Source organism: Chlorogloeopsis fritschii PCC 6912 (genome assembly GCF_000317285.1).
In the GTDB taxonomy this organism is placed as follows: Bacteria; Cyanobacteriota; Cyanobacteriia; order Cyanobacteriales; family Nostocaceae; genus Chlorogloeopsis; species Chlorogloeopsis fritschii.
Window position 1 is genome coordinate 60,517 of record NZ_AJLN01000040.1, and the last position, 25,522, is coordinate 86,038.

Genomic DNA, 25,522 nt, shown 5'->3' on the forward strand with positions numbered 1-25,522 from the left:
GCAGTGTCAAGCTTTGGGAAGATATTGCCAAGAAACTCACAGCTTAACAATTCTTTGCACCCCTCACTCCGGTACAATTCTGGATGAGTCTAATTACAAAACATAACAAAAAGGCAATCAGGAGGTTTGCGCCGTGTCAAAAAAAACTTTAGCAAATTTATCTGCATCAGACTTGTCTGGAAAGCGTGCCTTCGTGCGGGTTGATTTTAACGTGCCAGTAGATGATTCAGGTAATATCACAGACGATACTCGTATCCGCGCCGCACTACCAACCATCAAGGATTTGATGCAGAAGGGAGCTAAGGTAATTTTAGCCAGCCATTTTGGGCGTCCTAAGGGTGTAGATGACAAATTGCGTCTCACTCCGGTTGCCAAACGTCTTTCTGAGTTATTAGGGCAGGAAGTAGTTAAGACTGACGACTGCATCGGCGAAGAAGTTGCAGCCAAGGTGAGCGCTCTGCAAAATGGACAAGTACTGTTACTTGAGAATGTCCGCTTTTATAAAGAAGAAGAGAAAAACGATCCAGATTTTGCCCAAAAATTGGCAGCTAATGCTGATTTGTATGTTAATGATGCTTTTGGCACTGCACACCGCGCCCATGCTTCTACTGAGGGTGTGACTCATTATTTGAGTCCTTCTGTTGCTGGATATCTGATTGAAAAGGAATTGCAGTACCTGCAAAGTGCAATTGAAAGCCCCCAACGTCCTTTAGCAGCCATTATTGGTGGTTCAAAAGTTTCTAGCAAAATTGGCGTGATTGAAACGCTCTTGGAAAAGTGCGACAAACTCATCATCGGCGGTGGAATGATTTTCACTTTCTACAAAGCCCGTGGTTTGAATGTCGGCAAATCTTTGGTGGAAGAAGACAAGCTGGAGTTGGCGAAGTCTTTAGAAGCTAAGGCGAAAGAAAAGGGTGTTACCTTCCTGTTGCCTACAGATGTGGTAGTAGCAGATAAATTTGCTGCTGATGCTAATTCTCAAACCGTCAGCATCGAAAATATTCCCGATGGTTGGATGGGTTTGGATATTGGCCCCGATTCAGTCAAATTGTTCCAAGAAGCCCTTGCTGATTGCAAGAGTATAGTTTGGAACGGGCCGATGGGTGTGTTTGAATTTGATAAGTTTGCTGTTGGTACAGAAGCGATCGCCCACACCCTCGCCGAGGTAAGCAAACAAGGTGCTACCACTATCATTGGTGGTGGTGACTCTGTAGCGGCTGTAGAAAAAGTTGGTTTAGCCGAGCAAATGAGCCACATTTCCACTGGTGGTGGTGCTAGCTTAGAGTTGCTCGAAGGTAAAGTATTGCCTGGAATTGCAGCGCTAGATGAAGCTTAAAATACTTCTTGTTTTTACTTCAATCAACTAAAAAACGGCTCTAGCTTTAATAAAAAACCCGGTCATTGCGATCGGGTTTTTTATCGTAACACGGGGACAGGGGACAAGGGGAATTGTGATTTACGTTCAACTAGCGGCGATCGCCACTAGCAACAAATGAAAGAAACACCTTCTTCCCTCATACCCGTTCCCTGTGTTTCTTGAGAGCGATCGCGCTTATGTTGCCAGAGAATGCTGAAAGTACGCGATCGCTTTTCTAAAAGTTATTGATTTGACTTAAGTGCGATCGGCTATTTTTTTAGCTTTTATAAGTTTCTTAGATATATAACTATAGAGTTTAGCGCTTATATAAAATACAATTATCCTAATTTTAAAGCAGTTATTAAATAGTAGAAAATCTATCTGTGGACTGGATTATAGAGGCATTACATTGCACAATTAAGTGTATTTTACTCAAATAAAAACAACTAGCACTAAATTTAAGAGCTACCTAATAAATAGTCACGATTTTTGCTCAAATTTTCAATTTATTGCCCGCTCATTCTCTTTGTGCCTTTGACCACTTGTATGTTTAGATGTAAAAGTTTATTCTCAGTGGCTATAGGACGAACTCTTGATGAATCAAAAAACCATTTTCAGTATTGCTTTAGGAGCCTGTGCCTTAAGCAGTGCAACAATGGCCATTTATACACCCAGCCAAGCTTATACCAAGAAGCACTTAGCGCCTTCTAATTCACAAAGTCATAGCTTTCAGATCGCACAAACTCTCAGCACCAGTGCAATAGAACAGTCAGTTCACGAGAAAATTAATGCTCACCGTGCTACCAAGGGGCTATCAGCTTTGACTCGTAACTCTTCTATTGACAGTCAGGCTAGAACTCACAGTCGGAACATGGCTAATGGTAGTGTCCCATTTGGACATCAAGGATTTTCTGATCGAGTCAAAAATACTGGTCTTTCATACAGCGCAGCAGCAGAAAATGTTGCTTACAATTGTGGATATAGCGATCCTGCTACACAAGCTGTAAAAGGCTGGCTAAATAGTTCAGGGCATCGCCGCAATATCGAGGGTAATTACAAGCTTACCGGTATTGGTGTTGCTGCCACCAGCGACGGCAAATGTTTTTACTTCACGCAGATTTTTATGCGATAGCGATAGGCGCTCTTGCTCTATTTTCTGAGTAATAACGCCGTGTCCGTAACTTTTTTATCAACACTGCATGGGGGCAATCTAGCCCCCTATACTATATTCACATTACAGCTATTAACGGAACATCAAGTGCGTACAGAAGAGGACACGGAGATGCGGTGACACGGGGAAATTTTAATGAGGTTCTTGCTCCAAGTCTTGTTGTTCTAATTTCCTCCTTCTGCCTTATTTTCAACCCAAACACCCATGTGATTAAATCACACAACAAATGATGAAAATACCTCTTGTTCCCTGTTAAGAGTTCCCTAAATCTACACCATGACTACTGTCACCATTCACTTAGTTGTTGGCATCGAGGAATTTACCTTAATAGTGTTTTATACTAAGGATGACGAATGGCAGTTTCGAGTCTTGAGCGGTGGCGGTGCAGTGTTTGGGGAGCGCAAGCTTTATTATTCTGCCCACGCAGCTGAAAAAGCAGGAAGAGAGTGGATTGCCAAGGGAAATTGATTAAAACTGCCGATATTAACTTCCGTTGGTGATTGGTATAAAATAGCGATCGCTACTGTAGTAAGTAGGTGGACATAATTAAACGTAAAATACTTATCACCAGAAAGTCAGATAGGATAAGCTTCTGCCTTCTACTTAACAACAGCTATGCAAGAAATTGGCACTAACACTCCATCATTAGGATACATTCTCGCACTGGATTTGGGTACTACAGGCAACCGCGCTTTTGTGTTTAATGCCCTTGGCAAAATAGTTGGGCAAGCATACAAAGAACTAACACAGTATTATCCTCAGCCTGGATGGGTAGAACATGACGCCTGGCAAATCTGGCAGGATACTTGCTGGGTAATGCAAACGGCAATTGAGAATGCCCAAATTACTCTCAGTGAAATAGCTGCAATTGGGCTAACTGTACAGCGAGAAACCTGTTTAATTTGGGATAAAACCACCGGACAACCACTGCATCGAGCAATTGTTTGGCAAGATCGCCGCACTGCTCCTCTATGTCAACAATTGCAGCAACAGGGATATGCTGAGGAGATTTACAATCGCACTGGTTTAGTTATTGATGCCTATTTTTCTGCTACAAAACTCAAATGGCTGTTAGATAACGTCGTAGGTGTTGAACTAAACAATGTCTTGGCAGGTACAATTGATACTTGGATACTGTGGAAATTAACAGGCGGAAAAGTACATACCACCGATCACAGTAACGCCAGCCGCACGATGTTGATGAATTTAGCTACCTGTGAATGGGATGAAACTCTTCTAAACTTAATTAAAATTCCCGCTCATATCCTACCCCAGATTCAACCTAGTCTAGGAAAATTTGGTGTTACCGATGCGACTGTAGTAGGTGCAGAAATTCCTATTACTGCTATCTTAGGCGATCAACAAGCAGCTTTATTTGGACATGGTTGCGATCGCCCCGGTTTGATGAAATGCACTTATGGCACAGGTAGCTTTTTGGTGGCTCACACTGGCTCAAATATAGTCCGTTCTCAACATCAACTGATTTCCACAGTGGCATGGACGCAAGTTAATCATAGTAGTAACTTAGACGTAGGCTATGCCTTAGAAGGCAGTATGTTTACTAGTGGAGCTTGCATCCAATGGTTGCGGGATGGCATCAAAATAATTAAAACAGCTGCCGAAACAGAAGCGATCGCCACTCAAGTTGCAGATAATGGTGGTGTATATTTTGTACCTGCGTTTAGCGGACTAGGCGCACCCCATTGGGATATGACTGCCAGGGGAGCATTTTTGGGAATTACCGCAGCAGTGCAACCCCAGCATTTAGTCAGAGCTGTCTTAGAAGCGATCGCCTACCAAGTTAAAGAAGTAGTGCAAGCAATAGATGCATCTTCTCGCACTCCAATGCAACGATTAATCGTGGATGGTGGTGCGTGTGACAACAATTTTCTGATGCAGTTCCAAGCAGACGTATTGGGTATTCCTGTAGAACGCCCGGTAATGCGCGATATAACTGTGCAAGGTATAGCGTTTGCAGCAGGATTAGCGGCTGAATTTTGGCATAGTTATGAGGCACTAGTGCAACAGCGGCAAATTGATCGTGTATTTGAACCTGGCGTGGGTAGAGAATATGCAATAGCTAACTTTGCTACCTGGCAAAAAGCGGTAGAACGGGCTAAACATTGGGTGGAATAAAAGTGGGGATAGGCGATCGCTTTCCCATGATTGTGCGATCGTGAGAAAATTTATTTTATTTATGATGCGATTTTATCTCCCAAAAACAACAACACCCAAGCTCTTAGTAGCTTAAATATTCCCTCTCCTTTGTGATGCTATCTAGGCTTGCTGATTAATAATTAATAACCAGCCACATTGCCTCTTGATACTACTAATATGAGGAAATATAAGCGTTTGTCTTGGGTGTTGCTGTTAGTTGACAAGACAGATGCTTCAACAGCGTTTTTACCTCTTAACTAAATTGAACCATTGAACTTTTGGAATCGAGGCTGTTTTATCTGCCAAGGAAGCTTATTAGCTTCTACTCTTAGATTATCACCAATAATTATGTACGGTATTTTTTGAAACTAAACTTTACTTTTGTTTTGTTTGCTTCATAAGAATATAAACACTTCTTAATACTCCTAGTGCCAATTATATTAGCACTGCTGCTCACATTTTTAGATATTTCTTTTTCGCTTTTTTGAATATTGTCTGTATATGTAATTTTGCCAGACGCATTCTTGTCAAATTTTTGATATTAGAAGAAAAGTGAGCTTTGTGGTCAAAGAAAGCGTTTAGCTCATCCAAAATTACTTGTAAACGCTTAGTAAGATTTTCAGTGCGATATTCTGCAAAAAAATCTGGATGCAACGCTGGTAGATTGACAGATGTTAGCGCTTTCAGAATTCTTTGAACATCGTACTCTTTTGAATATCCAGCAATTTTATAGCAATTAAATCCAGGATCTAAATAATCAGACAACCCACCATTGACACTAGAGAAAACCTGACAACCACAAGCAAGAGCTTCCATCGGCTGCAAACCAAATCCTTCGCTTACACCTTGTTGCGCCCAATATTCAGCAGAGTCATATAAGTAAATCTTGGTGCGATTGAATAACCCAACTAAATCTTCTACATAGGAATCAACAACAAATACTCGACACTGCTGCTGCAAAGCTGGAATTAATTCCTGCATTAAATATTCAGAAGATTTTCTCGCTTGGACTAAAACATCAATATCTCGTTCCAAATTTAAATTTTGAAATTCCTCAGATATTTGATTGGGCAAATAATAAATTAGAGAGTTGGGAGAGTTCTGTCCCCAATACCCCATTGTATTTCGGCTAACAGTAATAATTGGAATACTTGCAGGAAGTTTAAATCCATAGCCTGTACTGTGGGCATGGTAAACAACATTGTATTGCTTGAGTTTTGCTGCAAGTCGAGCTACATCAAATCCCCAGCTAACCACAAAAATAGCATCATTTAAATTTTGTGCTTGAAGTATGTCATCTAGAAAAAGCTTGCCTCCTTCCCGTTGACGGTAAGTTACAATTTCAGCACTACAAATTTTTTTAGCAAGATTTAGTGTTTTTAATTCTGCCCAAAGACCTCCACAAGCAAACTTGCCATCTGTCCCAGGAAGTAAAAAGTACAGTTTTCTCATTACGCAATTTTCCTAAATGCAAGGGATAAGGGACAGGGTGCTGGGGATTGGGGATTGGGATTTTTCATTCCTAGTCCCTAGCCCCTAATTCCTATTCCCTATTCCCGCCAGCCCACTTTCACGAAATGGGCTTCACGTCCCCACATATCTCGTGTAGGTGTGATGTTTTCTACTTCTACATTAAAGGGAATAGCTGTTGTTAAATAGCGCTGTGCCAAAGCACCCATATTAGGAGCTAATTCTGCTGCGGTTGTGGCTGCCAACCCCAAACCTATAAGTTGTTCAATTGGTCCTCGCGGTAGCAACAGATGCGTACCTACTGCAAGTCCGGCTGTTAGCAACATTGCCACTGATAAATTTGTACCACAACGGGGATGTACAGCTAAATGCCATTCTCCATTAGTAAGGCGATTGAGGGCAAGGTTGACTGCACGCCGTAAATCGCTGATATTTACCTGACCATAAAGATAAAATCCCCGTTCTGTAGATAAACCGCTCAATAGTGCGTTGTCTATCTGAAAATTGCTAGGGGTTCTTTGAAGGAAATTGGTTGTTTTTGATTCACTTAAAACCCATACAGTAGCATGTTCTAAAGCATGAACTTGCCGCAGCATGAGAATTTCTTTCAAGCCTGGAATAAAAGATAATAGCCTCAGTAACTCAGCATCTAACGTAGGTTGAGGTGCTGTCAAATCAAAATTAAAAAAATCAAAGGTAAACCCGCCAGTTTCGGCAGAAGCAGAAATATTCATAGGAAAACTGCTCCTAATGCTGATGGAGCAATATGGTTTTTTTCAAATGTACCTTTTCAACTTGGAGATTGTTGCTAATTTTTGTTGACTAGCCTAAAAATAGGGGCTAGGGGCTAGGAGCTAGGGACTAGGGCAAGGGGCATAGGGCATAGGAAAAATACAATTCCCAATGCCCGATCCCCGTTCGCGTAGCGTCTCCGTCAGGAGAATCCCCAATCCCCAATACTCTGTTACGCTTGACTTTGAACAGGTTCACACTGAACACGAGGCGTGAGGAGGGGAACAAAAGACAACCTATCAAAATTTGCTTAACAGCATACTAGTAATTTGTTGATTCTCCATTTTGATTGGGCAGAGAACAGCAGTTGACATCATCTAAGCAAACTTTGCCCCAGTGCAACGCCCAGCGAACAAGAGCTACTCGATTATCTGTCCCGGTTTTGGTGAGAATGTTGCTGATATGATTATCAACTGTACGTTTGCTAATTTCAAGTTTACCTGCAATCTCTTGGTTAGTTAAGCCAGCGGCCACCAAGTCAATTATTTGCAGTTCTCTGTCTGACAGACTAACAGGGGTCTGAGACTCGCCACCAGCCATGCGTTATTTTCTCCTCCTTGGTATATGTACTTAATGCTCTCTCTCATTCTAGAAGATTCTTTAGCTGGTAGGCATTTCCAGTATAATTAAAAGTGCTTTATGTTAATACTTTACTGCTTAACTTAAGATTGGCAGCAATACCCGATCGCGCTACAATGATTTTTTTAGTTTTGTGTAGAATTAATAGAAAATTTTACTGGTCTAAAAAGCATTATGCGCAAGCATTTTCAGCTATTTTAATTAGCAAAAAATGCTGTTGAATTGTATGAATGACTGCCGAAAAAAATAGAAAGTATTGTAGATTTTATACTGGATAATTCCTCTTCCAACATCGAAAATCAAAAATCAGATGAGTAATCCCCGTGTTTTGTGCCTGGGTGAAATTTTGTTTGATTGTTTGGCCGATCAATTAGGGCGATCGCTCTCAACAGTCGAGTCTTGGACTCCCTACCCAGGGGGAGCACCAGCTAATGTAGCCTGTGCTTTGGTAAAGCTGGGGATACCAGCAGGATTTATCGGATGTGTGGGTGAAGACGAGCCTGGTAATGAACTGGTAGAGCTATTGCAAAAAATAGGTGTAGATACGACTGGTGTACAACGACATCCTACGGCACCAACGCGGCAGGTTTATGTTGTACGCTCTTTAGAAGGCGATCGCACCTTTGCCGGATTTGGACATTATAACACCACAGAATTTGCTGACACCCGCCTACAAGCAGAACGATTACCAATCCAGCTATTTGAAGCAGCAGATTTTTTAGTTTTGGGCACTCTGGAATTAGCCTATCCAGAAAGCGGGCAAGCAGTTAAGCGTGCCTTAGAATTAGCAGAAGAATATAACCTCAAAGTTTTGTTAGATGTCAATTGGCGTCCTGTATTTTGGACTGATCCTGAGATTGCACCGCAAACTATTCGGGAATTATTCCAAAAAGTCGATTTTCTCAAACTCTCACTAGAAGAAGCTGAATGGCTGTTTGACACCAGTAAGCCCAGAGAAATTCTCAGTCGCCTCGACTCAGTTGAAGGAGTAGTAGTAACGAATGGGGAAAAGGGTTGTAGCTACTCTTTTGAAGAACACGACGGTGAGTTACCAGCCTTTGATGTTTCTGTTGTTGATACCACTGGGGCAGGAGATAGCTTTGTTGCTGGGTTTATCCATCAGTTGTTAACTCATGGAATTAAAAGCTTGAGCGATCCACAAACAGCAAAACAAGTAGTCACCTATGCTAGTGCTGTGGGGGCGCTGACGACGATGAAACCAGGAGCGATCGCTTCTCAACCAACAGCAGCGGAAGTGGAAGCTTTTTTGTTGAATGTGGGTGTAAAGGGGTAGCTCTGTAAAGGTTGATTATGGGTTTGTGCGTCGGTTTACCCAGTGTACTGCCTCAATTGCAGACGCGATCCGCAGCGGCACCCAGTAAACGCGCACTTCCCCAGTGGTGGAATTTGTCGCCTTCAGAAACTGCATGGGCTGAACATTAACTCGCTGCCTGATAATACGTAACAAACTGTATTCTTCCCAAGAGTCTATTTCAACTGTGTTGACTTTTTCCAATAGGCGTACCCACTCGCTATCATCCATTGGCTTGCGCGTGCGCTCCAGTTTAATTCGTCCGTGATCTGCGTATAGGCTATACCCATCCGCAAACGCGATCGCGGGTGCATTGTCGGCGTGAAGGTGATTGTCGCTATCAATACTTATTTTGGTTGGATGGTTGGAGATAATCGCGATATTCTCAAAAAAGAAAGTCCAGCCGCAATTCCTGACAAAATCTTCTAAAATCGCTACTTTGTCTTGAAATTGGTGGTAGTTTAAAATGTGGACGCAAAAGTCAAAATAACTACACCCTGCAATTAAACTTTCGGGCTTCCGGCACGAGGAGAATATATCTTTAATCGTGTTGCGAGCTTGTTTGCCAAGGTGCTGGCAAAAAATATCTTGCCACTGGTACTCTAACTGACGTTTTAGTAAAGAGGCATACTCATTTGCAAGATGGTTTTCAAACAAGGAATTCAAATTGGTTTGTAGAGCAATGGGTAGTCGTGCAAGCAACTGCGATTGCAAATTACTGTAGATTCTACTCCAATCCGAATTTATGATGACATCGCCCAGCATTGTATAGGAACCGAGTTGGAGTAAATTCCAGATATACTCGAACGCGGCGTTAGGGCTATCAACGATAAGTATTTCGGGTTCGCTGAGTTCGAGAACAGTATATATTGCTCGAACTGCATCAATGGCGTGTTGTTGGCTCAATTGCTCGGTAGATAAGCCGAGATGTTGCCATTTTTCTCGATAACGGGATATCAATGCGTGTTGTTCTGGTGTTAGGCGATCGGCGAACATAGCAATGATGCGATACAGTAGCTATTTTGTATTAAACCAGACTGTAGGGCTTGCTCTGTATTAACAAAGCGCGATCGCTGTTCGATGTCCTTTATTGGAAGGAAATTATTACTCTACGAGTATTTTACGGGAGTGGTGGGTGTTTTAGTGGCGAGAAAACTACTCAAAATCTTGGAGATGACGAACAAAATCAGCAAATCTGATTTTGCATCTTTAAGCTATTGTTGCTTACAGATTGTTTTTTGTATCTGCTTGCCACTTCACCCATAGTAAAAACGGAATAGCCATGAACTGGCTAAAAACAGAAAAGACAACTAGTACAGTAATCGACCAATCATATAATACTCCCATTAAAGTACTACCCAAAAACCACGCCAAGCCATAACCTGCACTGAAAATACCATAGGCAGAAGCGCGTTTATCTTTCGATACTAAACCCGCGATCGTTGCTTTTAAAATCGATTCTTGTGCGCCCATGCCCACACCCCACAAAATCATTCCTGCTAATGCCAGGTTGGTACTACCAGAAAAAGCTAAAGGCGCAAACAAGCAAGAAAGAACGACTGCAAGCATGAGAATCGAAATTCCAATGCGATCAAACAGTTTCCCAAATATCAATGCAGCTACAGCATCTACTCCCATTGCCAAGGCATAAAATAGTGGAATTGTTAGCCCAGAGGCAATCTGTTGCTTTTGAAAGTGATAGGCAATCAGAGGAAAATCTGCATAGCCTGCTGCCACAAGAGCCACAGCACCAAGATAAATCCAAAAAATTTGTGGCAATCCTTTTTCTGCATCTGCTACTGTTTCAACTTCAAAATCTTGGGGATTGGGGTAAAGCTTTTGTAACACCAACAGCATAAGCAATCCCAGTATAGCTGGCACAACCAGAATCACAAAGCCATTCTGATAACTTCCCCACCAGTAAATTACAGCTGCTACTGCCAAAGGGCCAATCACTGCACCTGTTTGATCCATTGCCTCATGCAACCCAAAGCCAAAGCCCCTACCCATTTGACTGACACCATGCGAAAGCAAGGCATCACGGGGCGGAGTACGAACTGCTTTGCCTGTACGTTCCGCAATCATTAACCCAGCAGCAACCTCCCATCTTCCTGCTAAGGCTAAAAATGGCACTACCGCTGTGTTTAAAAAATAACCTAAAGTTGTAATTCCCCAATATTTACGTGTTTGGTCACTTAAATAACCAATAACTAAGCGAAAACCATAGCCAATCAATTCTCCAAAACCCGCTATTAGACCAACTAATGTGCCGTTAGCTCCCAATACTTCTAAATAAGCACCTGTTATGCTACGCGCTCCTTCATATGTAGCATCAGCACAAAGGCTGACAAATCCTAGTAAAATAACAAACTTTAAAGCAGCAGTTTCTTGTGGCATTCCCTGTTGTTTTTTTCAATCGCTCTTTAGATTGAAGCATTGGGTAATACTAAAAAACTGCTTGCATAAAACATCAAAAATAGAGCATTCATTATCTGTCTTGTCGGTAATACCGTTTCTTTGTGAAGCTGCGCCAAATCCTAACTTTTTTTAATGCCAAGGTACGCGGAGGTTAGCGTATTAGGCGTTTCGCCTTCCCGCAGGGTAGGTACGCAGAGGTTTTCTCAAGATAATTCGCTATGTCCCAAAATAATTAGGTGCATCTTCATGGAGAATTGATACAACTATTTTGTAGATTGCTCCATTAACATCAAACGTAAAGGCTCTAATTGAACGTGCCACGGCAAGGGCTGATCTTTGAGGATTGCCCATTTCTCCTTAAATACTTCTGCTTGCAAGTGGTAATCGTGGGAATTGGTAGGAGAAGAATGCAATTTCAAAAATAGCGTCATCCGGTGTGGTGTTTCGCTGGTTCGTACCAACCAGCAAGGAAAGGTATTCTCTTGGTTGGGTTCATTAGTGAAGTTAATTTGATGAGCGCGGATACCAACGTGAGAGAAGGAGTTGGGAATTGATTCAATGACTCGTAGAGTGCAATCCCAATCAACAGCTTCTACTTGACGATCGCCTTTAAGAATTGCGGGGGAGAAGTTTTTGCAACCTGTTAATTTGGCAACGTTAACGGTAGTGGGATGCTCAAAAATCTCGTATTTGGAGCCAGATTGAACTGCTCTGCCTTGTTCCATCACCAGAAGATTTGGACAAACTCGGTAAGCTTCTTCCATGTTATGCGTTACAAACAGTGTTACACCTTGGTAATCTGCTAACGTTGCCATCATTTGTTGTTCGAGTTGGCTGCGTAAATGAGTATCGAGAGCAGAAAATGGTTCATCTAAAAGTAAAGCTTCTGGTTGAGAAGCCAAAGCTCTTGCGAGGGCAACTCGTTGCTGCTGCCCACCAGAAAGTTGATGCGGATAGCGATCGCCTAATCCTTCTAACTGCATTTGGACTAATTGCGCTTCTACTTGCTGCTTGATGGCTACTGGAGATAATCCTGGCGGTAAACCAAAGGCAATATTCTGAGCCACACTCATGTGGGGAAACAAAGCATAATTCTGGAATAAAAAACCGACACGGCGATCGCAGCTAGGAACATTAATACCCTTTTGGGAATCAAACAAAACCCTGCCATTTAAAATAATAAAGCCTCTAGTTGGTGTTTCTATCCCAGCAATACAGCGCAAAATCATACTCTTACCAGCACCAGAACCTCCCAACAATCCCAAAGGTTGTTCATCAGTGCTGAAGGAAACTTTTAAATCAAAACCAGCAAGTATTTTCTCGATATCTACTCTTAGTTCAGTTGCAGAGAATCGTGGAGGTAAGGCAGAAACCTCACTCTCTTGTTCCCTTCTCCTTCTCTCCCCTGTTCTACTTTTTTCTCTCGGCTCTTGCCAGAAGTTGACAGCAATAATGCCAGACAGAGAAATCACCATAATGGTGATCGCCCAGAACCAAGCTTCATTCATTGCTCCTGCTTCCACGGCAAAATAAATCGCCATTGGAATCGTCTGAGTTTGTCCGGGGATATTACCTGCTAGCATCAGTGTCGCACCAAATTCACCCAACGCACGGGCAAAAGCCAAAGTTGTTCCGGCTAAAATTCCAGGCAGTGCCAAAGGTAACCCGATTCGCCAAAAGATAGTTGCTTCGCTTGCACCCAAAGTTCTGGCTACCTGTAAAAGATTCCGATCAATTTGTGCAAACGCTCCTAAGGAAGTTTTGTACATCAAGGGAAAGGCTACCACCGTGGCAGCGATCGCCGCACCATACCAAGTGAAAACAATGGTAAAGTCAAAAGGTTCCAGTAGTCTTCCGATTGGGCCATTTTTACCAAAAAAGACCAGTAATATAAAGCCTACAACTGTCGGGGGTAAAATCAGAGGAGCAATAAAAATACTTTCAATCAGTGATTTCGCCTTACCCCGATACCCCAACATCCAATAGGCAGCCGCAATGCCAAGGAAAAAGGTAATAAATGTAGCCAGTAATGAAGTTTTGAGCGATATCCAAAGAGGAGATAAATCTTGTGGCATGGTTATAGAAGACAGCAGGAGATAGAAATTATCCAGCCAGCGAAAATCCTTGCTTTTCAAACACGGTTTTCGCTTGATTGCCAGATAAAAATTCCTCAACTTTTTGGCAGCTTGGATGTTACTTGAGCTACCTACCAACCAATCTATAAAAAAGTTGGTAGGTAAAAAGGTAAAAATAAAGACAGTTTTGCAAAACAGCCAAAAAATTTATTTATTTGCTGTCACCAACTGTTTTAGCCACTCAAGTGTAATTTTTTACTTCTTACGACTCCTAGCTGCTGACTAAGGCAAGACAAACCCATATTTTTTCAGTACACCCTTTGCTTGGTCGCTTGATAAAAACTTGACAAAATCCTGAGCTACTTGAGTATTTTTACTTCTTTTTAAAACTCCTACCGGATAGATAATCGGAGAATGGTACTTTTCATCAGCAGTTGCTACAACTTTTATCTTGTCAGAAATATTGGCATCAGTGATATAGACTAAGCCCGCATCAGCATTACCGCTTTCGACTGCTGCTAAAACTTGACGCACATTGTTAGCATAGACAAACTTAGGTTTGATTTGTTGGTAGATACCTAATTTTTGCAGAACTTGTTCAGCATATTGTCCGGCAGGTACGCTTCTTGGTTCGCCAATGGCAATTTTTTTAATTTTAGGATCTCGGAGATTGTTAAAGCTGCTAACACCTGTAACATTGTTCGGCACAATCAGAACCAAGCGGTTTTTTGCTAAGATACTGCGAGTATTAGCAAGTAACTGTCCTGATTGCTCCAAAGTATCCATCTGCTTGTTTGCAGCAGAGATGAAAACATCCACAGGCGCTCCCTGTTGAACCTGTTGCAATAAAGCACCAGAAGCTCCAAAGTTATACTTGATGTTGATGTTCGGTTTACTTTGCTGGTAAATTGACTTGATTTCTTCCATTGCATCTTTCAAACTAGCAGCAGCAGACACAAGCAATTCGCTGTTGGACTGTGCTACAGCAGAAGGAGCTATGAACGGCAAGCTAACTGTTAGAATCAAGCTAGAAAGCGCTATGCCAATGAAGGCAAAAAGTTGTCTTCTTTTCATCGAAAAACTACTTGTGCAGAAAATTTATAGAATTGAAGATTGGTAGTATCGTACCAAGACAACCAACAAATTACCAATTAATTTGGTAAAATCTATGCCAAGAAAAGAACAAGGGTGGATTACATTTCAAACATCAGAAGAAGAGCGGAGAATTTTAGAGGAATTCTGTCAACAGTCTCAGCGCACTAAAACAGAAATCCTCAGAGAGTTAGTCCGTAATCTCAGTCAACGCTCTTCGCCGTCACCACAGCCAATACCAACCAAGCGCAGGGATCAGAAAGATACTGATACCCCTGAGATAACAAATAATACTCAAAAAAGACCTCTCAAAGTTAGTTCTCGCAATCTTCTTAAAGGTGTAGTCACAAAAGTTGTCAAGGGAGAAGTGAGCAGCCAAGTAACGATTAAAGTCATCCACGAAGTTGAATTAACTTCGATTATTACTACAACGTCAGTGGAGGAGTTGGAGCTATATGAAGGAACAGAAGCTTATGCAGTGATCAAGTCTAATGATATTGCTATTGCTAAGGATTAGTGCCAAGCTCATCTTTGCAAATGTCTTTTAAAGCCTTACTTTGTAAAGAAGTTTTTGGTATCTTGGTTTTACATAGCTTACAGCAATTTCCATACGTAAAAATAGAATTTTAGATATCAATTTTGGCTTAATTAAATTTTAAAGAGCTAAAGCAATAATTAATTTTTCGGTATCTGTTAAGTCGCCAATCAGCTTCTTGATAGGTGGTGGAAATTCCTTTATAAGTGTAGGAATTGCAAAAATTTGGTCTTCTTCTAAACGTTCAGGTTGTTGATAAATATCAATTACCTCTAGTTCATAGCGCCCTGGCAGACGCTCTTCGCAAAGTTTTTGAATCTTTTCAAGAGCACTTAAAGACTTTTGATTATAGTTAGCAATATACAGTCGCAAGACATACTTGTCTAATTTTTGGTCAGCAAACAAATCTAATGTATCTTGGGAGTTATCTAAGAAGTCGTTCGCCTTATCCTTGTCTTCTATAGAATTATCCATAAATATCCTGATTAAATTGGCTTTTACATTCAAAACTTAAAACTATATCTATTTTTTGACCTCTATCTTAAGAAAGTGAATTTAAATCTACAGTAGGATAAAGGCGTCGTACCGTTTTATAAATAACAGTAGGAGAACCAGTGCGTTCTTGGAATCGTCGGCTCCGCTTTGTTGTAGTATCTAGTGTAGTAGGAAGCAAATCTGCAAACAGTAAATGTAGAGGGGGCAAACCTAGAGATTACTAATTTAGAAAATACAACAGTACACAGAGAAATCGCGATTCAGTTATTCAATACTGTTGTTTCACTTGTTTCACTCGTGAGTATTTTTATTTACTTTAAGTAACTTGTATGACATTACCGCAATGTTCATTAGCAGGAACTGCTTCCATCATCTTCTTCGGATTGGGTAAGTTTAAAGCAGACATTAATTCAATAAAATTTTCGCGGCTACGTCCCACGAATCGAGGATTCCAATGCTTTTCTTCTCCAATAGTAGATACTGTGTAACCACGATAATCATGCCCTGGATACACTAAAGTTTCATCTGGCAAAGTAAATAAACGCTGTGTCACGGAATCATACAGAGTTCCTGCATTGCCACTTTGAAAATCTGTACGACCACAACCTCTGATAAACAAAGCATCTCCGGTAAGTACTCGGTCATTGTTGAGTAGGTAGGCGTAATGGCTATCAGTATGACCTGGAGTAGCAATGGCTTTAATAAATACTTCCCCTAATTGTAATATTTCCCCGTCTTTAACGTAGCGGTTAGCACAGGATACATGAGAGCTATCTGGAACAATACTTAAACAATTGGTAGCGGCTCGTAATTTATCACTTCCTGTGATGTGATCTGCATGAATGTGAGTTTCTAAACAGTAACGTAGAGTCAGTCCTAGTTCTTGAAGTAATTTTAAGTCTCTTTCCACCTGTTCCAGCACCGGATCTACAATCATAGCCTCTTTGGTGTTGGGATCAGCAATCAAGTAAGTGTAAGTGTTAGATTCCGCATCAAATAATTGCCGAAATAACATTTTTACCATACTCATAAAAATAGAAAGCCTGTTTTTCTCTGGATCTAATATTTCTATATAGGAATATTCTTATATTCTAATCTATTCAATAAATTTATTTTTTAGAGAAAATGTTACAAAGCCGCAATCACTGAAATCGAGACTATTTGCAATCTAATTATGAAAATTTGTGTGCGATCGCGTCGTCATCCATTCCCGTTGATTGTAGCCAGCATAGTATTTCAGGCAAATACGATTTTTATTAACTCACTATAAATATTTGCAACACAATCTTACAAAAGGCTAAAAGTCTTTGACTTTTTCTCATACTCATTTTCTTGAGAAAGTATAGAGGGAACACCAAAAATAACTTTTTGAAAATATTAAGTTAAAAAGATAGAGTTGTCTTTGCGTAAGGATTTGAGCGATTTAAAATTCCATTTTTGAACATCCCAAACCCTTGGCTCAAACTAAATCGGTGCACTTTCCCTTTGAAAAAATAGCGAAAAGTGTTAGTCTAGCCACAGTTAATTTGCGTGTAAAATTTGATTCAGTTACAAACCAAGGAGGCGATCGCTATCAAAGTAGTATGTTTAGGTAACAAAAACGCTAGGTGAGTTGCTTGTACATCAGTATCGGTTTTGAAAGGACTTGGCGGTCGGAAAAACCAAACTGTTGATTGCAGATGCAGGCTCAACACCCAAACCCTATGGGCAATAGGTTATCACATAGGGGTAGGGAAAATGTATGCCTTTTTTTAAAGAAACTGTAAAGTAAAAAAGGCATTATCTTTACAGTCTTACCTACTCAATACTGAGTTGGATATAACTTTGAAAAAACAAATGTAAAGATGTTAACTTGACCACAGCAAGATTGAAAGAATATACTGATCCCGACAAATTTGAGGAGGTGATAAGTATCGAACCCGTATATTACAAGTAGCAAGGAAGTTAGGTGAGTCGCTTGTGCATCAGCATTGGTTTTGAAAAGACTTGGCGGTCGGAAAAACCAAACTGTTGACAGCTAATAAGCCTCACGACTCAACCCCTATTGGCAATATGTTAGCACATGGGGGCGGGGGAAGTATATGCCTTTTTTTAAAGAAACGGTAAAGAAGGCATCTGGCTCTACAGTTTCTCCCGACTCAATATCAAGTTGCAATCAAGGAGCATACGAGAACACCAAGTGAACTCTGTCTTCGTATAATCTTCACGTAAATATCAAGTTGAAGTTAAGTGAGAACTACTATCAACGCAACTTTGTATTGACTCGAAAGCGGCAAGAAAAAAGCGCGTTAGCTATTTATTAAACCGCAAATATCTAAGGGAGGAATCTCACGGCTGGGTGCCTGATATGGAGGATAACTGTCGTGAATTCAAAAAAGAAAAACAAAAGTAACGCATCTCAAGGATTTCTCGTTGCTGTCTCATGTTTGTTGGTTCGCTTCTGGAGAAATATCTGTGGTAAGAAGTTTCGGTTTGCTTTAGCTAAAAACGTGAGCAGGTGGGTAATCCTGTTTTTTGTAGTTTTTTTCGCTACTACTGCATTCGCTCAAGATACTTACTCCGTGTCTGGTAGCCGCATACTTAAAAACTGGTCGCCAACATACTGGCGAGGGGTAAATGCAATGCACGTCTTCGGAGGCGGAAGCAGCGGCATGAATAGCTGGGGAATCGATATGGTGCGTGAATTCATTGGAAATATGCGCGATAACCCGCTTACTGGCTCGGTACAGCAAATCAACGGTGAATGGCTTTATTCTCTCCAGTCAATTGCAGACAATAATCGGGCGAACGGGAAAATAACTATTTTTTGTCCCTTCGGGTGGGATGGAATGTCTTCAACACCCCTGCTTGGGAACAACCCCTCGCAAACCTGGTGGTGGGATGAATACAAAGCTCGATATCGCGAGATTGCAAACCAATTCAAAGACCAGCCTGATGTATGGTTAGAATTATGGAACGAACCTTACTGGTGGGATCGTTCGCATGGATATTCCGATGACTTATGGCTGAGTGATATGCAACAGATGGTCGATAACATTCGATCTACTGGAGCGACTAACATAATTGTTGTTCCTGGAGCTGAAACTGGGCAAGACGAGTCGGTAATTCTCGCCAAGGGAAAGAAGCTTCTAGCTGGGCGAAAAAATATTATCTTTGACATACACGCCTACGAGAATTGGCTTAAAGATTCTCAGGCAAATATCGAAGCGAGAATGCAAAAATTATCTGACTCAGGCTTTGCAGTGATATTTGGTGAGGTAGCTCCCCGCAATGCAGAGTTCATGAATCCTCTAACTTTTTTAAATGCAGCACGAAACAAGCGCGCTTCTGTCCTTGCATGGCTTTGGAAGCATAACGGAAACGATAAGAATGCACTCCTTGACAGCAGTGGCAACCCGAATGACAACAATAACTATAATTGGGGATCAACTTATAAGGCGTTCGCACAAGAAAAACGAGCTGCCAATCCTTTTACCAATTGGATAGCTGCAAATGGAAAACCCAACTCATCAATGGCAACACCTTCAAACAACGAGGAATTGAGTTTGTCGCCAGAAGCCTAACAAAAGGTATCTCAATGCAGCAAAGCGTCTTTGGGACGACTGTAGGATGTAATACTAAATCCGCCTTCACAACCACTCTTTTCCTTGGCGACTGGAAGTCGCAGCTAAACAAACCAAGTCCGCCTATGCGGACTAAAGAATAAAGAGGGTAATTTAACCTGATTTGGTATAAGGTAAAGAACTAAAATAGCAGCACTCAGAAATTTCATACAATTTCTGAGTGCTGTGTTATTAGGAGTAAAAGACAACTTCAAGCTATGTCATTTAGGTAGAATATGCTAAACAGCAGGTTTGAGATGAATTGCGAATTATCAATTATTTGACTGAACCTTGTCCAAAAAATTTGGGGGGTTCGGCAAGAGTATAAACTTGAGTTTCTTGGGCGATCGCTTGGCGCAGGTGTAGAGGCAAATTCAGCATACCCAAAAGTGCAACTCCATCTAACATCCGCAACCCACCGCTCGTTTTTTCCTGCAAAAGCTGATCTATATTTTCTGGATTTGGCCGGGTGTTAATTTCCTGCTCTGAAGTTAATATAAAACCCCAAGCTCTACCATAAGTACAGGTAGGACTGCTGTAAGATTGTACGTTGGGAAAAACTGTGGTCAAAGTTTTTGCTAACCGGGCATGAAGAACCAGTTCTCCCGGTGAAACAGGGCCTGCTTGAACAACAAAAAAACCTTGCGGTGCTAAGACTCGACGCGCTTTCTCAAAGTATTCTTTGGTAAATAATTGAAATGAGGGCCCTGACTCAATGGGATCGGAAAGGTCAGAGATAATTACATCCCATTTCTCATCAGTGGTATCCAAAAAGTTGAGTGCATCTGCTATGACTACATTTAGACGTGGATCGTCAAAAGCATTTTGATGCATTTCGCTCAGGTGTTGCTTGCAAGCTTCCACCACTTCGCCATCAATATCAATCATGACAACTTTTTCCACTGTCTGCCATCGCAATACCTCCCTAGCTGTGGCTCCTTCACCACCACCAAGAATCAGTACCTTTCGCGGTGAGCCATGAAAAATCATCGCAGGGTGGACTAGCGGTTCATGGTACAAAAATTCATCACCAGTACAAGATTGCCATTTACCATCTAGAACCAGGGCCTTGCCGTAGGTTCCAGTTTCCACAACGTACATTTCTTGATATGCGGTTTTCTGATAAGCGAGTACCTTTGTTACTCCATGAGCATAAATGTCCCAAGGAGTAATATACTCGTTCATCCAGAAATCTGCACCCACATCGCTACCTGGCATAATTTTACTCTCTCTACTTCACTTAAAAATTGCCAAATGTTATGTTTTGTTGGTGATTTTTTGTAAGGTCAGACCCGGTGATCATTATCCCCCATCTTAGACTGGCAAAAAAAAGCCCACAAATAAAAATCTGCCTCGATCTGCTTGCAGTCAAGGCAGCAGTTTTTATAGTTCATACCAAGTCTAGACTGGCAGTTTGTAGGTTGTCTTTACCCTATTAGGGAGCCAACAATATTACGTATTCACCAGCAGAGCTTCCTCCAACTGTTTGATAGTTGGTTGAATAGTTGGTGAGAATTTACCTCTAGGAAGCGTCATGAGTACGTGCGTGCTTGCTTGAAAAGCTTTTATTAGGTATTCGCAAGCTTTCTCCGGTTTTGTATGTTGACCGCAGGTAAATATATCCACTGCTATGTAGCCTGTTTCTGGCCAAGTATGAATCGAGATATGAGACTCGGCTAAAAGCGCCAGTGCAGTTACTCCATAGGGTTCAAATTGGTATGATATTTCTTTGAGTAGAGTAGACTTTGCTATTTTAGCCGCTGTTTGTAAAGCCTCTCTAATGAACCCAATATCATTGAGTAAACTTGTTGGACAGTTATACAGTTCTAGAATGCAGTGTCTGCCAACCGGAACCGAAGATAACTCTTCGGGAGGGTAAGATTGCTTTTCCAATTCTTTCACCTTTACATCAACTAGAGAAAAATCAACCCCCAGAAAAAATGGGCTACTTCTTTAAAATTTGAAGTTCGCCACAAGAGAATGTTTATGCATTTATGCACAGACCTACAATTATCACACAAATAAAGTCTTTTAAGGGGTGTGATTGAGAAAAAATTGGTGGAAATTTTCGATCAAATTTACGTATTATCTTCAAAGTTCTTCTGAACGGCGCTTTATGGGCTATTTTGTGGTGTAGATGTTGGTTCGGGTGTTGGCGTGGTTGTTTCACCAGATGTGGGTGTAGGTGTAGATGTTGGCTCGGTAGTTGGTGTAGGTGATGGAGTTGGGGTAGGATTTACCACTTTCAAGCTGAGTCTGTATTCTAGTGGTACCGATGCTCTTGACACTAGAACAAATTCATAAAATCCGCTTTCTGGGAGTTTCTGTGACAACGAGCGTTTTTGCGAATCTTCTAAAAGCTGATATTGACCGCTAGGAGAATAAATTGACCATAAAATTTTAGAATTGCCTTCTAGCTTTGCTTCCATCAACTGATCTTGGTTAAGTTCAGCAATAAAAACTTTGCCAGCCGCACCTTTAAGAGTGCCACTGACTGTTTTACTATTAGTACCAGGACTGAAAACAATTTTTTGGAATGCACTTTTGGCAACAATAGCGGTGAGTTTGTCTGCAACAAAGGCGTGCCACACTTGTCCTATGGGTTGCTCGATAAAATCTTTGCCCTCTTGGGCTGGAAATTGCTCAAAGAAAGCCGCATCTCCTAAATCATATAAGGCACGGCTGGATACGTTAAGTTTGTTGACGTCCACTTTCCAGCGATCGCGATCGGCTCCACTATAAGTACCTAGCCGCTGTCGTGCTTCGGCACTCAATAGGGTGATCGTTTGTAAAACTTGGGCAGCGGTTTTGTCCCATTGTTTGCGCAATTCGGCATCTGCGGGATCGTCTTTGAGGCTGCGTTTTTGTAAACTGGGATTTTGCTCCCAAAAAATTTGATTTACCAAGCTGACATAAAAGTTTTCATCCACACCCAAGCGTTGGCGGCGCTCTTGTAATTTTTGTTTGCGCGATCGCTCTTGGGGTGAATATTTCGCTAAGGGATCGACGGGTTGCTTGGCTGGGCTAAATGTGGGTGTTGGTTGCGGTGTAGTACCGTTACCATCATCAGGATTGGATGATATTAAGTTACTTACTCCCCAATAGCTAACGCCAGCAGCACAAGCAAAGAATAACAGCACGAGAATGATTTTTTCTGGTGTCCACCAAGATTTGGAGGAGTTGGGTGCAGGGGGAGATTGAAAGAGGGGGGAGGAGGGAGAAGGGGAGAGTGGGAGAGTGGGAGAGTGGGAGACGGGGGGAGGGGGAGAAGGGGGAGACAGGGGGAGTTGGAGCAATAGGTGGTGGCGTGAGTGCTTGCAAAACTTGACGGGCACTTTGATAGCGTTCAATCGGAGATGGAGAAAGCATTTTATCCAACACTGCCCCGAAAGCGGGACTTAAGCTAATTTCTCGTCGCCACTGCCAAGTTAGGGTGTGATTATCAATTAATTCTGATGGTTGTTTGCCTGTGAGCAAAACTAATACTGTTGCCGCCAAAGCATACAGATCGCTGTGAGGCTCTACCAATCCTCTTTGCATCTGTTCTGGGGGAGCATAACCAAACTTGCCCAGTAAAGTTGGTGGTGGCGTTGTTGCATTTACACCAGGTTGATAATACTGGGAAACGACAACTGCCGCTACTTGTTTGACACCACCAAAATCAATTAACACTGGCATACCCCCCGCAGCCCCTCCTTGATAAGGGGCGGTTTGGGGGGGATTACTAAGCATCAAGTTATCTGGAGAAATATCGCGGTGGATTACTCCTAAAGAATGGATGTATTCTAATACGGGTAAGATTTGCTGTAGTAGTTGGCGTACTTCTGCTTCTGTAAACCGCAAACCCTGTTTTAGACGAGCATCTAATAAAGAACGATAAGTTTGCCCTTCTACATAATCCTGCACCAAAAATAAGTATTCTTTACCATCTAAACTACTGCGGAATAATTCACGAAAGCGAGGTATTTGGGGATGTTTTAGTTTGTAGAGAACGGTTGCTTCTCGCTCAAACAGTTCTTCCGCTTTTTGTAAGACGTAGGCACTTTGCACTTGAGGAGAAAATTCTTTTAAAACACACAACTCTCGGAAGCGGTTGACATCTTCAGCTAAATAAGTGCGTCCAAATCCTCCTTGACCGAGTTGACGTACAATTAAATAGCGATCGCCTAAAGTTCGTCCCGGTTGAATTTCCTGACTCACCGTTGCATCTAACTTCTCACCGCAATGAAGACAAAAGCGACTACCAGAAGGATTTTCGTGCCCTTGGGAACAATAAACAGAATTCATAGTGAATTAGTTAATAGTCATTAGTCAATAGTCATTAGTGATTAGTCGGTTTTTGGTTGTTAATTGTTGTTGGTTGTTGATTGATGTCCACTAACCGCTAACTACTAACTACTGTACGGGCGGGTTTAGAAGATAAATCGTCGGTTTTAACCCAAAGATTATCAACAAAACCCGCCCCTACCAACTACTAACCACTTTCTCTGCTTGTTTAATTAGTAGATTCTAGTTTACTAACTTGATCGGCTGCGATCGCATACCAAATTTGACCAAAATTCTTTGAATCTGGTTTCTGGTTGCCACGCCGCTGTCCCGGAAATAATCGGTCAAATTTTCGATTTGTTTGTGTATTGAGCTGTTCAATTGTATAGTTCCCAAATTCTCCGGCTTGCGCTCGTCTTCTCCAAATTTCGTAATCTCTGCTGCTATAGCTGCCTAATTTTCCACGTACTGATGTACTGAGATTAGCTTGTTCTATTTTGTTCAACAAGTCTTCAGCAGTATTAAACCATTCTTTTCGCAAAGCTTCATCATTAGAATCAGAACTGAGAGAGCGCCCGCCTAGTTCAGGATGTTTAGTATAAAAAGCGTTATCTACAGTCTGAATAAAAAACCCTTCTGGAATTTGGAGTTGTTGGCGGCGATTGAAAATTTGACTGATGCGGCTTCCTTCTTGAGAATTTGATGGCTGATTGGGGGAATTGGAACCATCTGGTAATTTTGGCAATTCCGGTAATTTTGGTAGTGAGATGCTAGGAATAGTAATAGATGAGACACCTTTGATCACAGCATTAACTAGCGCCCAAGAGCCGACAAAAGTTATGGCAACTACACTTGTTCCTACCAAACTGATTGCAAAAGGACGCAGCCAGGCAGGTAAAGGAACCTTTTGGGCGATCGCTTTTGTTTGGTTATGGAATTTACTAGTAATTACTCGGATTTGCTTTCGCCCAGGTGCAACTACCATCGTCCGAATTTTGCTGATTTGAGGATTGAGAGTTTTGACAGGAACAGGAGACTGTAAATCTTTCAAAACTTGCTCTGCTGTTTGATAGCGATCGCTTGGTTTATAAGCGAGCATCTTTTTTAACACTGCTTCCAGGTTGGGACTGGTTTTGATTTCCTTGCCCCACCGCCAAGTGCCCTGATAGGAGTCGTAGAGTTGTTGCGGTTCTTTACCTGTCAGTAACACAAGCGTAGTTACTGCCAAAGAATACAAATCGCTGCTGGGAAAAGCTTTACCCTGTCGTAATTGCTCTTCTGGAGCGTAACCTTTCTTACCTAGCAAAGTGCGTATTCCACCTAATTGGGTAAACCAAAAACCCGCAGATGCAGGTAATTGTTTCACACCGCCAAAATCAATGAGCACTGGCAAATTATCAGAATGCCGCCAAATCAAATTATCAGGAGAGATATCGCGGTGAACTACATTCTGAGAGTGGATATAAGACAAAACAGGTAAAAGTTTTTGTAGGAGTGCGATCGCTTCTTCTTCGCTAAAAGTTTGTCCTTGAGCTAGGCGTTGTTCTATTAACTCAAGGTAGTTATCACCCTCTACATAGTCTTGCACCAAAAAGAAAAAATCCTTACTGCCGATTTGTGCTTGCAGTGAAGCATGAAAGCGAGGAATCTGCGGATGCTTGAGTTTTTTTAGTACACTTGCTTCTCGCTCAAATAACTCTTTTGCTTTTTTTAAATCCTGTTGTTCTTCTACTTGAGGAGCAAATTCCTTCAGCACACACTTTTGATGAGATTGTTTGATATCTTCCGCCAAATAAGTGCGCCCAAAGCCACCTTGCCCCAATAGCTTAATAATCCGATAGCGGTTGGCGATGGTCTCATCTTGATGAATGGGCAAAGGTTCACCACACTGGGTGCAAAAGCGGTGACTCCCAGGATTGGCGTGTCTTTTACTACAGTAGACCTGCATGGTGCTGAAGGAATGATAAAGGATTTTTATAAGTAGCTACAACAAAGGAAGATGTAATTACAGAAATCTAACTTCACTCTTTTAGTAGAGGAAGTAGGGGAAACTAACTATTAGGGACTAGAGGCTAGGGGCTAGGGCGTGTTTTCAAACTGTTTCGTTTAGCCTCCTAATTTTTTAGATCCCCCTAAGTCCCCCTTTTTAAGGGGGACTTTAAGAAACTCTTAGCCCCCCTTAAAAAGGGGGGTTGGGGGGA

General features: G+C 41.7%; 20 protein-coding genes and 1 pseudogene. 8 read left to right on the forward strand and 13 right to left on the reverse strand.

Annotated features, from left to right (window positions below; translation table 11 throughout):
• The first annotated feature begins 133 nt into the window (after window positions 1-133).
• The 4 genes from UYC_RS0103575 to glpK all read left to right on the forward strand — a co-directional run bounded on the left by UYC_RS0103575 (window position 134) and on the right by glpK (window position 4,664).
• Entirely contained in the window at window positions 134-1,336 is a 1,203-nt protein-coding gene (locus UYC_RS0103575; protein WP_016873269.1) for a phosphoglycerate kinase, read from the forward strand.
• A gap of 616 nt (window positions 1,337-1,952) precedes the next feature.
• The gene (locus UYC_RS0103580) at window positions 1,953-2,489 is read left to right on the forward strand and encodes a CAP domain-containing protein (RefSeq protein ID WP_016873270.1); all 537 of its coding nucleotides are present in this window, start codon (window positions 1,953-1,955) and stop codon (window positions 2,487-2,489) included.
• Between the two features lie 315 nt (window positions 2,490-2,804).
• Complete coding sequence (locus UYC_RS0103585) at window positions 2,805-2,996, forward strand: hypothetical protein (protein ID WP_016873271.1); 192 nt, start codon at window positions 2,805-2,807, stop codon at window positions 2,994-2,996.
• Window positions 2,997-3,143: 147 nt separating this feature from the next.
• Window positions 3,144-4,664 (forward strand): glycerol kinase GlpK, encoded by a 1,521-nt coding sequence (glpK, locus tag UYC_RS0103590; protein WP_016873272.1) that lies wholly within the window; start codon window positions 3,144-3,146, stop codon window positions 4,662-4,664.
• A 474-nt stretch (window positions 4,665-5,138) separates the two neighbouring features.
• On the opposite strand, the gene UYC_RS0103595 is transcribed toward glpK, so the two are convergent.
• The 3 genes from UYC_RS0103595 to pedR all read right to left on the reverse strand — a co-directional run bounded on the left by UYC_RS0103595 (window position 5,139) and on the right by pedR (window position 7,487).
• Window positions 5,139-6,137, reverse strand: coding sequence for a glycosyltransferase (locus UYC_RS0103595; RefSeq protein WP_016873273.1), 999 nt, complete (start codon window positions 6,135-6,137; stop codon window positions 5,139-5,141).
• Window positions 6,138-6,235: 98 nt separating this feature from the next.
• Complete coding sequence (locus UYC_RS0103600) at window positions 6,236-6,889, reverse strand: DUF6391 domain-containing protein (RefSeq protein ID WP_016873274.1); 654 nt, start codon at window positions 6,887-6,889, stop codon at window positions 6,236-6,238.
• A 319-nt stretch (window positions 6,890-7,208) separates the two neighbouring features.
• The gene (gene pedR, locus UYC_RS0103605; RefSeq protein ID WP_016873275.1) at window positions 7,209-7,487 is read right to left on the reverse strand and encodes a photosynthetic electron transport-dependent transcriptional regulator PedR; all 279 of its coding nucleotides are present in this window, start codon (window positions 7,485-7,487) and stop codon (window positions 7,209-7,211) included.
• 349 nt (window positions 7,488-7,836) lie between these two features.
• Here pedR and UYC_RS0103610 point away from each other — a divergent pair, with 349 nt between their 5' ends.
• Entirely contained in the window at window positions 7,837-8,820 is a 984-nt protein-coding gene (locus tag UYC_RS0103610) for a carbohydrate kinase family protein (protein WP_016873276.1), read from the forward strand.
• Window positions 8,821-8,835: 15 nt separating this feature from the next.
• Here UYC_RS0103610 and UYC_RS0103615 read toward each other — a convergent pair whose 3' ends face one another.
• A complete protein-coding gene (locus UYC_RS0103615; RefSeq protein WP_016873277.1) occupies window positions 8,836-9,834 on the reverse strand; it encodes a DUF6745 domain-containing protein in 999 nt (332 codons plus the stop codon).
• A 50-nt stretch (window positions 9,835-9,884) separates the two neighbouring features.
• Here UYC_RS0103615 and UYC_RS37470 point away from each other — a divergent pair, with 50 nt between their 5' ends.
• On the forward strand, window positions 9,885-10,037 hold the full coding sequence (locus tag UYC_RS37470; protein WP_157171205.1) for a hypothetical protein: 153 nt from the start codon (window positions 9,885-9,887) through the stop codon (window positions 10,035-10,037).
• Between the two features lie 25 nt (window positions 10,038-10,062).
• Here UYC_RS37470 and UYC_RS0103620 read toward each other — a convergent pair whose 3' ends face one another.
• The 3 genes from UYC_RS0103620 to modA form a co-directional block, all read right to left on the reverse strand.
• Window positions 10,063-11,235 carry an MFS transporter gene (locus UYC_RS0103620; protein WP_016873278.1) on the reverse strand — a complete coding sequence of 391 codons (1,173 nt, stop codon included), beginning with the start codon at window positions 11,233-11,235 and terminating at the stop codon, window positions 10,063-10,065.
• Window positions 11,236-11,519: 284 nt separating this feature from the next.
• A complete protein-coding gene (gene modB, locus UYC_RS0103625; protein WP_016873279.1) occupies window positions 11,520-13,331 on the reverse strand; it encodes a molybdate ABC transporter permease subunit in 1,812 nt (603 codons plus the stop codon).
• 282 nt (window positions 13,332-13,613) lie between these two features.
• On the reverse strand, window positions 13,614-14,405 hold the full coding sequence (modA, locus tag UYC_RS0103635) for a molybdate ABC transporter substrate-binding protein (protein WP_016873281.1): 792 nt from the start codon (window positions 14,403-14,405) through the stop codon (window positions 13,614-13,616).
• A gap of 94 nt (window positions 14,406-14,499) precedes the next feature.
• On the opposite strand from modA, the gene UYC_RS0103640 reads away from it, so the two are divergent.
• Window positions 14,500-14,940 (forward strand): TOBE domain-containing protein, encoded by a 441-nt coding sequence (locus UYC_RS0103640; RefSeq protein WP_016873282.1) that lies wholly within the window; start codon window positions 14,500-14,502, stop codon window positions 14,938-14,940.
• 138 nt (window positions 14,941-15,078) lie between these two features.
• Here the strand turns inward: UYC_RS0103640 and UYC_RS0103645 are convergent, their stop codons facing one another.
• Together UYC_RS0103645 and UYC_RS0103650 are read right to left on the reverse strand one after the other, a co-directional pair.
• The gene (locus UYC_RS0103645) at window positions 15,079-15,432 is read right to left on the reverse strand and encodes a circadian clock KaiB family protein (protein ID WP_016873283.1); all 354 of its coding nucleotides are present in this window, start codon (window positions 15,430-15,432) and stop codon (window positions 15,079-15,081) included.
• Between the two features lie 337 nt (window positions 15,433-15,769).
• Window positions 15,770-16,468, reverse strand: coding sequence for an MBL fold metallo-hydrolase (locus tag UYC_RS0103650; protein ID WP_016873284.1), 699 nt, complete (start codon window positions 16,466-16,468; stop codon window positions 15,770-15,772).
• Between the two features lie 1,474 nt (window positions 16,469-17,942).
• Here UYC_RS0103650 and UYC_RS0103655 point away from each other — a divergent pair.
• On the forward strand, window positions 17,943-19,016 hold the full coding sequence (locus tag UYC_RS0103655; protein ID WP_235082871.1) for a cellulase family glycosylhydrolase: 1,074 nt from the start codon (window positions 17,943-17,945) through the stop codon (window positions 19,014-19,016).
• Between the two features lie 315 nt (window positions 19,017-19,331).
• Here the strand turns inward: UYC_RS0103655 and UYC_RS0103660 are convergent, their stop codons facing one another.
• From UYC_RS0103660 to UYC_RS0103675, 4 genes and pseudogenes are all read right to left on the reverse strand, one after another.
• Window positions 19,332-20,273, reverse strand: coding sequence for a fused MFS/spermidine synthase (locus UYC_RS0103660; RefSeq protein ID WP_016873286.1), 942 nt, complete (start codon window positions 20,271-20,273; stop codon window positions 19,332-19,334).
• 234 nt (window positions 20,274-20,507) lie between these two features.
• The gene (gene speD / locus UYC_RS0103665) at window positions 20,508-20,957 is read right to left on the reverse strand and encodes an adenosylmethionine decarboxylase (protein WP_016873287.1); all 450 of its coding nucleotides are present in this window, start codon (window positions 20,955-20,957) and stop codon (window positions 20,508-20,510) included.
• A gap of 212 nt (window positions 20,958-21,169) precedes the next feature.
• Window positions 21,170-23,342, reverse strand: a pseudogene (locus UYC_RS35290) (protein kinase domain-containing protein).
• A gap of 208 nt (window positions 23,343-23,550) precedes the next feature.
• Window positions 23,551-25,269 carry a serine/threonine-protein kinase gene (locus tag UYC_RS0103675; protein WP_016873289.1) on the reverse strand — a complete coding sequence of 573 codons (1,719 nt, stop codon included), beginning with the start codon at window positions 25,267-25,269 and terminating at the stop codon, window positions 23,551-23,553.
• Between the last annotated feature and the right edge of the window lie 253 nt (window positions 25,270-25,522).

What these genes read in the sequence shown, in the direction of transcription:
- UYC_RS0103615 (WP_016873277.1), bottom strand. Translation starts at nt 9,834, where the DNA reads ATGTTCGCCGATCGCCTAACACCAGAACAACACGCATTGATATCCCGT.
- UYC_RS0103595 (WP_016873273.1), bottom strand. Translation starts at nt 6,137, where the DNA reads ATGAGAAAACTGTACTTTTTACTTCCTGGGACAGATGGCAAGTTTGCT.
- modB (WP_016873279.1), bottom strand. Translation starts at nt 13,331, where the DNA reads ATGCCACAAGATTTATCTCCTCTTTGGATATCGCTCAAAACTTCATTA.
- modA (WP_016873281.1), bottom strand. Translation starts at nt 14,405, where the DNA reads ATGAAAAGAAGACAACTTTTTGCCTTCATTGGCATAGCGCTTTCTAGC.
- UYC_RS0103675 (WP_016873289.1), bottom strand. Translation starts at nt 25,269, where the DNA reads ATGCAGGTCTACTGTAGTAAAAGACACGCCAATCCTGGGAGTCACCGC.
- UYC_RS0103645 (WP_016873283.1), bottom strand. Translation starts at nt 15,432, where the DNA reads ATGGATAATTCTATAGAAGACAAGGATAAGGCGAACGACTTCTTAGAT.
- UYC_RS0103585 (WP_016873271.1), top strand. Translation starts at nt 2,805, where the DNA reads ATGACTACTGTCACCATTCACTTAGTTGTTGGCATCGAGGAATTTACC.
- UYC_RS0103580 (WP_016873270.1), top strand. Translation starts at nt 1,953, where the DNA reads ATGAATCAAAAAACCATTTTCAGTATTGCTTTAGGAGCCTGTGCCTTA.
- pedR (WP_016873275.1), bottom strand. Translation starts at nt 7,487, where the DNA reads ATGGCTGGTGGCGAGTCTCAGACCCCTGTTAGTCTGTCAGACAGAGAA.
- UYC_RS0103600 (WP_016873274.1), bottom strand. Translation starts at nt 6,889, where the DNA reads ATGAATATTTCTGCTTCTGCCGAAACTGGCGGGTTTACCTTTGATTTT.
- UYC_RS0103660 (WP_016873286.1), bottom strand. Translation starts at nt 20,273, where the DNA reads ATGCCAGGTAGCGATGTGGGTGCAGATTTCTGGATGAACGAGTATATT.
- UYC_RS0103650 (WP_016873284.1), bottom strand. Translation starts at nt 16,468, where the DNA reads ATGTTATTTCGGCAATTATTTGATGCGGAATCTAACACTTACACTTAC.
- UYC_RS0103640 (WP_016873282.1), top strand. Translation starts at nt 14,500, where the DNA reads ATGCCAAGAAAAGAACAAGGGTGGATTACATTTCAAACATCAGAAGAA.
- glpK (WP_016873272.1), top strand. Translation starts at nt 3,144, where the DNA reads ATGCAAGAAATTGGCACTAACACTCCATCATTAGGATACATTCTCGCA.
- UYC_RS0103620 (WP_016873278.1), bottom strand. Translation starts at nt 11,235, where the DNA reads ATGCCACAAGAAACTGCTGCTTTAAAGTTTGTTATTTTACTAGGATTT.
- UYC_RS0103610 (WP_016873276.1), top strand. Translation starts at nt 7,837, where the DNA reads ATGAGTAATCCCCGTGTTTTGTGCCTGGGTGAAATTTTGTTTGATTGT.